Source organism: Paraburkholderia tuberum STM678 (assembly GCF_902833905.1).
Classification (GTDB): Bacteria; Pseudomonadota; Gammaproteobacteria; order Burkholderiales; family Burkholderiaceae; genus Paraburkholderia; species Paraburkholderia tuberum.
This window is the reverse complement of the sequence record NZ_CADFGP010000077.1, coordinates 16,939-28,225: the sequence shown is the minus strand read 5'-3', so window position 1 is coordinate 28,225 and position 11,287 is coordinate 16,939. Positions and strand designations below refer to the sequence as shown.

General features: G+C 61.5%; 10 protein-coding genes. 7 read left to right on the top strand and 3 right to left on the bottom strand.

Features of this window, described 5'->3' with window-relative positions; genetic code table 11:
• The first annotated feature begins 235 nt into the window (after positions 1-235).
• The 7 genes from HWY30_RS36460 (at position 236) to HWY30_RS36430 (ending at position 6,993) form a co-directional block, all read left to right on the top strand.
• Positions 236-1,009, top strand: coding sequence for a phytanoyl-CoA dioxygenase family protein (locus HWY30_RS36460; protein WP_208524359.1), 774 nt, complete (start codon positions 236-238; stop codon positions 1,007-1,009).
• An 86-nt stretch (positions 1,010-1,095) separates the two neighbouring features.
• A complete protein-coding gene (locus HWY30_RS36455) occupies positions 1,096-2,088 on the top strand; it encodes an IS5 family transposase (protein ID WP_090812752.1) in 993 nt (330 codons plus the stop codon).
• Positions 2,089-2,240: 152 nt separating this feature from the next.
• Positions 2,241-2,576 carry a cupin domain-containing protein gene (locus HWY30_RS36450; RefSeq protein ID WP_090812753.1) on the top strand — a complete coding sequence of 112 codons (336 nt, stop codon included), beginning with the start codon at positions 2,241-2,243 and terminating at the stop codon, positions 2,574-2,576.
• A gap of 1 nt (position 2,577) precedes the next feature.
• A complete protein-coding gene (locus HWY30_RS41200; RefSeq protein ID WP_208524358.1) occupies positions 2,578-3,168 on the top strand; it encodes a class I tRNA ligase family protein in 591 nt (196 codons plus the stop codon).
• Between the two features lie 40 nt (positions 3,169-3,208).
• Positions 3,209-4,618 (top strand): cytochrome c peroxidase, encoded by a 1,410-nt coding sequence (locus tag HWY30_RS36440; RefSeq protein ID WP_090812754.1) that lies wholly within the window; start codon positions 3,209-3,211, stop codon positions 4,616-4,618.
• Between the two features lie 97 nt (positions 4,619-4,715).
• Positions 4,716-4,892 (top strand): plasmid pRiA4b ORF-3 family protein, encoded by a 177-nt coding sequence (locus HWY30_RS36435; RefSeq protein WP_244145146.1) that lies wholly within the window; start codon positions 4,716-4,718, stop codon positions 4,890-4,892.
• Positions 4,893-5,424: 532 nt separating this feature from the next.
• Positions 5,425-6,993 carry a sensor domain-containing diguanylate cyclase gene (locus HWY30_RS36430; RefSeq protein ID WP_341809958.1) on the top strand — a complete coding sequence of 523 codons (1,569 nt, stop codon included), beginning with the start codon at positions 5,425-5,427 and terminating at the stop codon, positions 6,991-6,993.
• Positions 6,994-7,450: 457 nt separating this feature from the next.
• Here the strand turns inward: HWY30_RS36430 and HWY30_RS36425 are convergent, their stop codons facing one another.
• The 3 genes from HWY30_RS36425 to HWY30_RS36415 form a co-directional block, all read right to left on the bottom strand.
• Positions 7,451-8,659, bottom strand: a complete 1,209-nt coding sequence (locus HWY30_RS36425) for an IS91 family transposase (RefSeq protein ID WP_090812755.1) — start codon at positions 8,657-8,659, stop codon at positions 7,451-7,453.
• 499 nt (positions 8,660-9,158) lie between these two features.
• Complete coding sequence (locus HWY30_RS36420) at positions 9,159-10,367, bottom strand: IS91 family transposase (protein ID WP_090812756.1); 1,209 nt, start codon at positions 10,365-10,367, stop codon at positions 9,159-9,161.
• 8 nt (positions 10,368-10,375) lie between these two features.
• Entirely contained in the window at positions 10,376-11,254 is an 879-nt protein-coding gene (locus HWY30_RS36415; protein ID WP_090812757.1) for a tyrosine-type recombinase/integrase, read from the bottom strand.
• Positions 11,255-11,287: the final 33 nt, after the last annotated feature.

The window sequence follows — 11,287 nt, the reverse complement described above, 5'->3', positions numbered from 1 at the left end:
TCGGTGCCGGTGACTTCGCAAATCTTTACGCTTGCCTATTTCATCGGTCTGTTCGGATGCCCTTCCCTATGTGGCGTTCTGATTCACGTTTTCGGCGCCGATGCAATGCTCGTCGTCCTGCTAGGCGCCGTACTCGCCAATGTCGTGCTATCGGCGTCATGCGCATGAAGGCGCATTTCGCCGCCTGACTTCTCCTTGAAAACTCCGTTCTTTAACGAGGTGGTTCGTATGCTGAATGAAACGCAAAAATCCAAGTGGCAACGAAGATGGATATCTAAAAGTAGAGGGCTTTTTCTATCCGGTCACCCGCGAAAAGATTTCTGCTCTGGTCAACGATGTCTCGCGCTGGGAAATCAGCGACAACAAATGGATGATGTGGTTCGAGAAGACCGAGGACGACCGCAGGATCGTTTCAAAGGTAGAGAGCTTTTGGGACTTCAACAACGAGCTGCGCGACCTGTTGCTGGCCGACAAGCGCATCCAGACGGCCGTCGAATCGCTTCTCGATGAAGATACCCGCATGCTCAAGGAACTGCTCATCTTCAAGTACCCGGACAGCGGCGGCTACCGTCCGCATCAGGACATCTATCACACCCCGCACAACATTCCTGAACGCATGGTGCATGCCGTGGTCGCCATCGGCATCGATGATTCCGATCCGGACAACGGCGGCCTGTTCTTCAGTCCGGGCAACCATCAGAAAGGTGTGTTTCCGATGGACGCCGGCGGCGTGATTCATCCGGAAGTGGCCGAGACGTTCAAGTGGGAACCCGTGCCCTGGAAGGCCGGCGACATCTTCGTCTTCGACGACTACGCGCCGCACTATTCGCAGCCCAACAAAAGTAACCGTTCGCGCCGCGTGCTCTATCTGGTGTTCCAGCGCGCCTCGACTGGTGGCCCCACGCGTACGGAATACAACAAACTGAAGCGTGCCTACAACCCACCCGAAGGAAAGGAATCGGATATCCACGATCTGAAGCCGCCAAATGGCATTTTCTATCGCACCTAAGGAAACACTGATTTATTTGGTGCGACCGTCATCGCAGATGTGATCGAGGGCGTTGTGGAAGAAATTCACGGGACGGACGATCGACGATGAAGCGGCAGATCAGCTTTGCGGAAGCGGAAAGCGCGGGCAAGAAACGTGTGACGAGACGCCAGCGCTTTCTGGCCGAAATGGAGCGCGTCGTGCCTTGGTCGCGCTTGCTGGCGGCGATCGAGCCGCACTACCCGAAGGGCGGGCGAGGTCGGCCGCCGATCGGCCTGGAGCGTATGCTGCGCATCTACTTTCTGCAGCAGTGGTACGGTCTGTCGGACGAAGGTCTGGAAGATGCGTTGTATGACAGCATCGCGCTGCGCGCCTTCGCCGGTATCGACCTGGCGCTCGAGAATGTGCCGGATGCGACCACCTTGCTGAAGTTCCGTCGCCTGCTGGTCGAGCATGATCTGACGCGCAACTTGTTCGACGAGATCGGCATCTCGCTGTGCGAGCGCGGGCTGATGATGAAGGAAGGTACGCTGGTCGACGCGACGATCATCGAAGCGCCACCGTCGACCAGGAACGCCGGGAAGAGCCGCGACCCGGAGATGCATCAGACGAAGAAGGGAAACGAATGGCACTTTGGGATGAAGGCCCACATCGGTGTCGACGCCGATTCGGGGCTGGTGCATACCGTGGTTGGCACGTCGGCCAACGTGTCGGATGTGTCGCAGGCCCATGCCCTGCTGCACGGACATGAGCAAGAAGCGTTCGGCGACGCGGGCTACATCGGCGTGGACAAACGCGACGAAATGAAGGGCAAGCCGGTGAAGTGGCGCGTGGCGGCCAAGCGCGGAAAGATCAAGGCGATGCAGGACGGTCCGCTGAAGGACCTGGTGGTTGCGGTCGAGCGAACCAAGGCGCAGATTCGCGCGCGGGTCGAGCATCCGTTTCATATTGTCAAGAACCTGTTCCATCATCGCAAGGTGCGCTACAAGGGGCTGGCCAAGAACACGGCGCAACTGTTCAGTCTGTTCGCCTTGGCGAACCTGGTGATTGCGCGAAATCTATTGCAGCCGGTTCATGGGGGCAATCCGTCATGTGTGTGAAAGATGCGATAAGTGAGGCTCGCTCCAGAGCCAAATTCACCGAAACCGATCCTCATTTACTTCGTCATCCAGAAAAAATCCGCGCCATCCCATCTGCAAGCTCGGCAGCCCGGTCAATTAATCAGCGCTTCCCTAATGTAATTCACCGGAGAATGTGCGTGTACACAAAGCAGATTGACCCATCCATGATGCGGCCGGAATACGGCGTTCTTGTTTGCCGGCTGCTCGAACATCTGCCCGCTGGCCTGACAAAAGCGTTCGGCACATCGATTGTTGAGGTCGTGCCGGCGGCCGCTGTCAATCTGCACTCCCATTCCGAGCATGAACTGTGGGTACTCATTTCAGGCAAGGGAGTCTTCGAGGTGAATGGCCAGGCGCGGCCAGTGGCAGATTCAACGCTGCTCTATATCGAGCCGAATCAGGAGCACGCGATTCGCAATGCCGACCCGGCAGCGAGCCTGAAATTTCTATCGATATGGTGGGACTAACTTGACCACACGCACCTTTTTCGTTTGCCCCGCACCGCCCTGCCCGAACGGCAAGCTGCATCTCGGCCATATCGGCGGGGTCTATCTGCTCACCGATCTTTTCGTTCGCTTTCAACGCATGAGAGGTCACCGCGCCTACCACGTCACAGGTGCGGACGAGCATGGCACCTATACGGTAGTGAAGGCGCGCAAGCTCGGTCGTCCGATTGACGAAGTCGCGCAGTTGCATATTGACGAGATAATGGATTGCTTGCGGGCAATGCACATCGAGCCCGATGTCTTCATCGGAACAACGGACGCTACGCACAAGCAGAACAGTCTGAAGATCTTTCGCGAGCTGGAAGCTGCAGGCTACATTGATGTGCGTGATGGCCCAGCGAAGACATCCACTGCGCCGCCCTCTACCGCAAACAAGTCGACGAGCGCTTTTCAGCATGGCACTACGTCACTGATTTCGCTCAGGATCCGTCCGTTATATAGGCAGACACCCCCTTCGCGCGTGTCTCGGAACCAGTCAATTTCTGTGCGTTCTGTACGATCAGCACGGCATCGCTCTGCAGCCGATATCAACATCAAGACCTACCCGATGTAAACGGTATGGGATTCCGACCAAAATCGAAACAGGAGAGCAAGTGAAGAAACTGCTGATCGTATCGATCGCCGTCGTGCTGATAGGCTATCTCTGCATCAGCGGCATTGCGTACATACACGACAAGGACTATGCGGAAAGAGCGGCCGCGAGACTGGCCGCGTCCCCACAAGCGTACGGCATCCGCAAAGTGTTAGATCGAAACGCGTGCTATTACTGCCACTCGACGAAAACTGTCCTGCCCAACTATGCCGCGCTACCAGGCATTCGTCAGCTAGCCGAGCACGACATACAGACGGGCCTCGCCTACTTCCGCATCGACAGCCTGTACGCGGCGCTCGGAAGTGGCGTACCGGCCCCCGAAGCCGATCTTGCAAAGCTGGAAACCGTTGTGAACGAACGCACCATGCCACCAAAGCTGTTTCGCTTCGTACACTGGACCACCGGCTTGAGCGCTGACGATCAACGCGCGCTTCTCGACTGGATCGCGTCACAGCGACACAGCGCATATGCGACGCCCGGCGTTGCACCAGAGTTCGCTAACGAGCCGGTACAACCGTTGCCACATTCCTTGCCGACTGACGCGGGCAAGGTCGCGCTCGGGAACCAGCTTTTCAACGATGTCAGACTATCGGCGGACAACACGATATCGTGTGCGAGCTGCCACAACCTAGCGATCGGTGGCGTAGATGGAAAAAAGGTTTCGTCCGGCGTGGGCGGCCAGTTGGGTGCAATCAACGCACCGACAGTGTTCAACTCGGCACTCAACCGCACGCAGTTCTGGGACGGTCGCGCCGCCACGCTGCAGGAACAGGCCGGCGGCCCACCGCTGAATCCGGTCGAAATGGCGTCCACGTCATGGAGTGAGATCATCGATAAGCTGAAACAGGACTCATCGCTGACGCAACAGTTCTTGCGGGTGTACCCGGACGGTTGGTCAGGCGAGAACATCACAGACGCGATCGCCGAATATGAGACGACACTGCTAACGCCGAGTCGCTTCGATGCTTACCTGCGCGGCGACAGGGATGTGCTGAATAGCGAGGAACTGCGGGGCTACCAGTTATTCAAGGCAAACCATTGCGCGACCTGCCACGTTGGCAAGAATCTGGGCGGGCAGTCGTTCGAACGGATGGGCCTCGCGGCCGACTACTTCGCCGCGCGGGGCCACGCGCGCACCGACGCGGACAACGGCCGCGCCAACGTTACGAAAGATCCGCTCGATCGCCATGCGTTCAAGACGCCGACGCTGCGCAACGTTGAGCTGACCGCGCCCTATTTCCACGACGGCAGCCGCATCGATCTGCGCGAAGCTGTACGTGACATGGCGACATATCAGGTCGGCAAACAATTGGCGGAATCGGACATTGACGCAATCGTCGCGTTCCTGAGGACGCTAACGGGTACGCACCAACCCGCCGCGACATCCGTACGGCCACGCGACTACCCGTGAATCTGAACGACGGCCGCGAGGTCAACAGCACGACGTACAGCTTCGACGGGCTGTCCGACGGCAAGGAGCATTGTGCGGTGACAACTGGCGGCATCGTGTGAAGGGCGAGAAGGTCCTGCCGCCTGATCCTGAGTTGCTCTCGCCCATCTGCCCGGACGGCCGCAACGTCTGTCCGCCGGAAGATGTTGGCGGCGTACCCGGCAATATCGATCTCCTCGACGCGATCATCGATCCCGCTTATCAGGAACATCGTGAAGGGCCGCTCCAAGAGTGAAATTGCCACTCGAATACCTCGTGCCGACAGTGTTCAACGACTGCTTCTGGCCGATCTCGGTCCGACGCCGATCGGTCCCACCGGGGGGTGCCGCCTTCCTTGCTGTTAGCAGCGGGCGACACGAACGACTGCGGGGCTGTCGCTACAGCCCGCAGGCCGGGGCGTCCGTTGCGAGACCCATCCTTGGCGCTCGTCGCGAACCAATTCGCCCTAAATGTAGTGCGTGCGTTGCCGTTATACAGTCGTTTGCCACGGCTCGCGGCTCCTCCCTGTAACGGCTTACTATGCTGGTTCGCAACGATTTGCATGACGGCGTTGTTCCGCCTACCGTACCCACGGTCGACGAATTAGCACCGACAACGGCCAACACTGAATGTCAGGCGTTGGTAAGGCTTGCGCGGGCTCATTTCGGCGTCGCAACTTCTCTCGTCGCCTTATCGACCCCTTGGGGCAAAGGCCAAAAGCAGTGGACGGCGTCTTGCCTGACGCGCTGCCTCCGGACCTGACAGGTGTGTCGTCACAAGCATGCTCAATGATGGACAGGATGGTCATCGTGCCGGATACGCACGACGACGAGCGCTTTCGCGGCGGGCCTTCCGATCTCACGGTGCGATTGCCACGCTTCTACGCTGCCTGTGCGCTGACGGACGCCACCGGACGCCATCTTGGCGCGCTATACCTGCTGGATGATTTGCCCCGCGCGCTAGATGACGCGCAACGGAGGTTTCTGTACGAACTGGCTGGGGTGATCGCCCGCGGGCTTGAACGTACGGATGTGCTCACGGACCTAAGCGACCGCGTGAAAGCACTGGAGGAACGCGCGGAACTGATGACGCTGGCGCTTGACGGTAGCGGAACCGGCGTCTGGGACCGCAATGTTGCCAGCGGCGAAATTCATTACTCGCCTGCATGGAAAGCGATCCTCGGCTACGAGTCCCACGAGCTTGGCAACAGGATCGAAGACGCCTATCTGCGTTTGCATCCAGACGACCTTGCTTACGTCAGCGCAGCGATGCAGGCGCACTTTGAAAGCAGATCCGACAGCTACGCGGTCGAGCACCGGATCCGATGCAAGGACGGCAGCTACAAGTGGATCTGCAGCCGCGGCAAGGTGGTCGAGCGCGACGGCAACGGGCGAGCGCTGCGCATGGTCGGTACGACGACCGATATTACAGCGTTGCGGGAAACGGCCGGGCAGCTCCAGCAGTCCGTCGAACTGGTCACGAACCTGACCGACGAGGTGCCGGGCCTCGTCTTCCAATACAGGTGGATGCCCGATGGACGCTCCTTCTTCTCCTATGCAAGCGACGGTATCCGCGACATTTTCGAATTGATGCCACAGCAGCTCGCGACAACCGCAGAAGCCATCGACGCACTGGTCGATCGGCGTGATCTGGCCGCGTACCGCCAGTCGCTCAGGCAATCTGCCGCAAGCCTATCGCCGTGGCACCTCGAATTTCGGGTGCAACTGCCCCGACAAGGCTTGCGCTGGCGGCAAGGGGATGCGCGGCCGCAACGGCTGGCTGACGGCAGCCCATTGTGGCACGGCTTCATCACGGACGTGACCGAGCGCAAGCAGATCGAGGCTGAACTGCAGGAACTCGCGACTATCGACTTCCTCACGCAGTTGCCTAATCGCCGGTACTTCATGAAGCAGAGCGAGGCCGAGTTGGCGCGCATCCGCAGCACCGACAACGACGTGGCCGCGATTGTGATGTTTGATCTGGACTACTTCAAGGCGCTCAACGACCGATGGGGGCATGCAGTTGGCGATCTTGCGCTCGCGCATTTCGCCATGCTTCTACGTGCCGAAATGCGGGTCGGTGACATCGTTGGGCGCTTGGGCGGCGAGGAATTTGCAATGGTGCTGCCGAATACGGGTCTCGACGCTGCGATCAAGGTCGCCCGGCGCGTCCAGCAGCGTGCATTTCGAACCCCCTTGATTCATGGCGACGTGCGCATCGAGCTGTCCGTCAGTATTGGCGTCGACATTATGCGAGCGACCGATGCAGGGATCCACCAGCCGTTGTCGCGTGGCGACAAGGCGCTGTATCGAGCAAAGGAGCGGGGCCGCAATCGAATCGAGGTTTCTCTGGACTAGCTCAGCCTGCGGCGCGTTCCGATAAATACCTTATGCGCGATGCAATGGTCCGCCATGTCCACTTATGGATCAACCCGGTCCGATTACGAACTTCCGTAGAGCAGAGATTTTTTTGATTGGCGATCGCGGCTGCTGACGCGTGAACAGGCCGGACGGGGCCCCTCCGCGATCGCCAATCAAAAAAATGTTTGTGCTAAACCGCTCCGCAGGCGCTGGCGTCTATGGGCATTGAATGAACGGCGGGGTGATTCGCGATGCCCGCGCACGTGTGTCGGACGGCGGAGCCGGGCGATCGGGGAGAGCCCGTCGCGCGAAGGCAGCGGAAATGCGGGCGTCGATGGGCAAGGTATGCGGAGTTTCGCGGCATTGTGTTGTGGCAGGGAATCGGAAGCACGAGTCCGGTCGCGTTGGTCGCATCGGGGACGGCCAACGTGATGGAGGACGGTGCGGATGCCGGTCAGTCCACATGGATCGGCTCAGGGGGAGCACGCGGGAGGATGCCAGGCACACCGCCTTCGATGTGGACCATGTGGCCCTTGCCGCACACGGGGCAGTCGCGCAGTGACCTGCCGGTGAGCCGCAGATAACGGTCACGGTAGTCTTCGCCGATGGCGGGTGACGCGGCGTCGGGCGGCTCGACGCCGAGCAGCCGCCGGCAGGTGGCCAGTCGCGCTGCCCGGTGGCAGTTGGCGAGCCACCCGTAGCTGCGGATGCGCTTGAAGCCGTCGGGCAGCACGTGCAGGAGGAAGCGGCGCATGAACTCGTCGGCCGTGAGCGTCATGGTGCTGTGCCGGGCTTCGTGCCGGTAGTCCTTCCAGCGGAAAAGCACTGAATCGCCATCGAAGCGGAGCAGCCGGTCGTTCGAGATGGCGACGCGATGCGTGTAGCGGCCCAGGTAATCGAGCACCTGCCGGGCGCCGCCGAAGGGCGGTTTCGCGTAGACCACCCACTCCGCCTGGGCGGTGGGCGCAAGCCACGCGGCGAACGCCCGGGGATCCCGCAGGGGTTCGAGCTGGCCATGGAAACGCAGCCCGCCGGCATCGAACGCGCAGCGCAACTGGTCGAGAAAGAGCCGCCGGAAGAGGCGCGAGAGCACGCGCACGGGCAGGAAGAAGCCGGAACGGCAGGCGACCCAGCGTTTGCCGTCCGGGGCGATGCCGCCGCCCGGTACGACGCAGTGCACGTGCGGATGGTGCTGCAGGTTCTGCCCCCACGTGTGCAGGACCGTCATGAAGCCGATCTCCGCACCCAGGTGTTTCGGGTCGGCGGCGATCGTGCGTAGCGTCGCGGCGCTGGTGCGGAACAGCATGTCATAGACAACACGTTTGTTCTGGTACGCAAGTGTCGCGATGGGTTCGGGCAGCGTGAAGACCAGGTGGAAGTAGTCAACCTCGGGGAGCAGTTCGGCCTGCCGGCGTTCGAGCCACTGCGCACGGGCGAGCGACTGGCATTTCGGACAGCAGCGATGCCGGCATGAGTCGTAGGCAATGCGCTGATGGCCGCACGCATCACACTGCTCGACATGTCCGCCGAGCGCGGCGGTGCGGCACAGCTCGATCGCGCTCATCGCGCGCCGCTGGGCACGACTGAGTGCACCGGCATGGGTGCGCCGGTACTGCGGGCCGCAGCGGCGGAAGATGTCCGCCACCTCGAGCGCCGGTCGCATCGCCGGCTTCAGAAGTACTCGGGCGCAGTCGGCTGCGGTGGAACGGGTGCGGGATGCGGCAGCAGGTCGAAGGGACTGGTGGTCGCACACACGGTGCTCGTGGTCAGTTTGAGGTACCGGAAATGTGCTGCAGCACATTTGGCAGAGGGTTTTTTGGTTGGCGAGCGCGGCTACAAGTCTATGCACAAGATCCGATGAAGTCAGGCCGCGATCGGTAACTAAAAAACCGTTTGTGCTGAACCGCTCCGCAGGCGGTTGCCGGTATGGGCATTGAATGGCCACCGAGGTCATTCAATGCGTGCCCCCCGCGTTCGCCGGGCGCCGGGCAACGATGAAGTGCAGTGGATGAGTGCGTGAGGGTGATGGCGAGCGTTGAGTTGGCGAGGTCAAGGGTGCCGATGGCGGGCGTTCCCCTCCGGCAAAGGCTCGATGAAGCAAGGCCGGGCGCGTTGCCATCCGGAATGCATGGAAACGTGATCGGTCGTGATGCGAACGCGGATCAGTGAACATGGTGAGCGAGTGGCGGCGCACGGGGCAGTACACCGGGCAGGAAGGTTTCGACGCAGACCATGTGGCCCCTGCCGCAGACGGGGCAATCGCGCAGGGACTTGCCGGTGAGTCGCTGGTAACGGTCGCGGTAGTCTTCCATCGGGTCGGGTATTTCGTGCGCGGGCGCCTCGACGCCGAGCAGCCGGCGGCAGGTGGCCAGGCGCGCCGCCCGGTGGCAATTGGCCAGCAGGCCGTAGCTGCGGATGTGTTGGAAGCCGCTCGGCAGCACATGCAGCAGGAAGCGGCGGATGAATTCGTCGGCCTCGAGCGTCATGGTCTTCGTTGCAGCGGGGTGTTTATAGTCTTTCCACTGGAAGGTGACGCGGCCATCGTCGAACTTGACCAGCCGGTGGTTGGAGATGGCGACACGGTGGGTGTAGCGGCCCAGATAGTCGAGTACGTGCCGGGCGTCGCCAAAGGGGGGCTTCGCATAGACGACCCACTCGGCCTGTTTGGCCGGCGCGAGAAAGGCGGCGAATGCCTGAACGTCGGCGAGCGGTTCAAGCTGGCCGTAGAAATGCAGTGCACCGGTGTCGAAGGCATGACGCAGCTGGGCGAGAAACAGACGACGGAACAGCCGTGAGAGCACCCGCACGGGCAGGAAGAAGCCGGGACGGCAGGCGATCCAGCGCTCGCCGTCCGGGGCGATGCCGCCGCCCGGCACCACGCAGTGCACGTGCGGATGGTGTTGCAGGTTCTGCCCCCACGTGTGCAGGACCGTGATGAAGCCGATCTCGGCGCCCAGGTGTCTGGGGTCGGCGGCGATCGTGCGCAGGGTTTCGGCGCTGGTGCGGAACAGGATGTCATAGAGCAGTTTCTTGTTCTGGTAGGCGAGCGCCGCGATGGGCTCGGGCAACGTGAAGACCACATGGAAGTACTCGACCTCGGGCAGCAGTTCAGCCTGCCGGTGTTCGAGCCATTGCGCGCGGGCGAGCGACTGGCACTTCGGGCAGGCTCGATGCCGGCACGAGTTGTAGGTGATGCGCTGGTGACCGCAGGCGTCGCACTGTTCGAGATGGCCGCCAAGGGCCACGGTGCGGCACAGTTCAATCGCGCTCATCGCACGGCGCTGGGCACGACTGAGCCCGTCGGCGTGCCTCTGCCGGTACTTCGGGCCGCAGCGGCGGAAGATGTCCGCCACCTCGAGTGGCGCACGCATGACGGTGTTCAGAAATAGTCGGGCGGACTCGGCGGAGGCTGCACGGGCTCAACGTGCGGCAGCAGATCAAAGGGGCTGGAGGTTTCACAGATGGTGCTGGTTGCCACTTTCAGGTACTTGGCCGTGGTCGAAAGGCTGCGATGACCCATCAGCAGCTGGATCCTGCGCACATCGGTGCCGGTCTCCAGCAGATGCGTGGCGAACGCGTGCCGCAGCGAATGCGGGGTGATGGGTTTCTGGATGCCGCTGCGCTGCCGTGCGAGGTTGCACGCCCGTGCCACGGCAAACCGGGTGATGGGCTGGCCCGGGATGTCGCCCGGGAAGAGCCACTCCCGGGGGTGAGCGTCGTGCCAGTACAGTCGCAGGATTTCGAGCAGCCGTGGCGAGAGCATTACATAGCGGTCCTTACGGTTTTTACCCTGGTTCACGCGGATCACCATGCGCTGGCTGTCGATGTCGGTGAGCTTCAGATGCACGACTTCTGACACCCGCAGCCCGGCGGCGTACGCGGTCATCAGGATGGTGCGCTGCTTGAGGCTGGCGACCGACTCGAAGAAGGCGGTGATCTCCTCCAGGCTCAGGACGACCGGGAGTCTGAACGGCTTCCTGGGCAACGGAAAGTCCTCGTCGCTCCAGGGTCGCTTGAGCGTCACGCGGTAGAGGAAGCGCAGTGCGCCGATCGTTGGACCGAGGCTGCCGGGGGCCAGCTTGCGCTCCTCGCGAAGATGGACGAGCCACGCGCGGATCTCTTCGGGGCCGAGTAGTTCAGGCGAGCGCCGGAAATGCCGGGCGAAACTGGCAACCTGCAGCAGATAGGACTTCTGGGTGTTGTCTGCGAGATTGCGGATCTGCATGTCGTGCAGCATGCGTTGGCGGAGCAGTGTCATGGCGGACCTCCGGGGAACAGTGGATGACATGCC

Bases quoted from the DNA above. Each gene is read 5' to 3' on its own strand.
- HWY30_RS36430 (WP_341809958.1), top strand. From the start codon at position 5,425: ATGATGGACAGGATGGTCATCGTGCCGGATACGCACGACGACGAGCGC.
- HWY30_RS36420 (WP_090812756.1), bottom strand. From the start codon at position 10,367: ATGCGTGCGCCACTCGAGGTGGCGGACATCTTCCGCCGCTGCGGCCCG.
- HWY30_RS36450 (WP_090812753.1), top strand. From the start codon at position 2,241: ATGTGCGTGTACACAAAGCAGATTGACCCATCCATGATGCGGCCGGAA.
- HWY30_RS36455 (WP_090812752.1), top strand. From the start codon at position 1,096: ATGAAGCGGCAGATCAGCTTTGCGGAAGCGGAAAGCGCGGGCAAGAAA.
- HWY30_RS36415 (WP_090812757.1), bottom strand. From the start codon at position 11,254: ATGACACTGCTCCGCCAACGCATGCTGCACGACATGCAGATCCGCAAT.
- HWY30_RS36460 (WP_208524359.1), top strand. From the start codon at position 236: ATGAAACGCAAAAATCCAAGTGGCAACGAAGATGGATATCTAAAAGTA.
- HWY30_RS36425 (WP_090812755.1), bottom strand. From the start codon at position 8,659: ATGCGACCGGCGCTCGAGGTGGCGGACATCTTCCGCCGCTGCGGCCCG.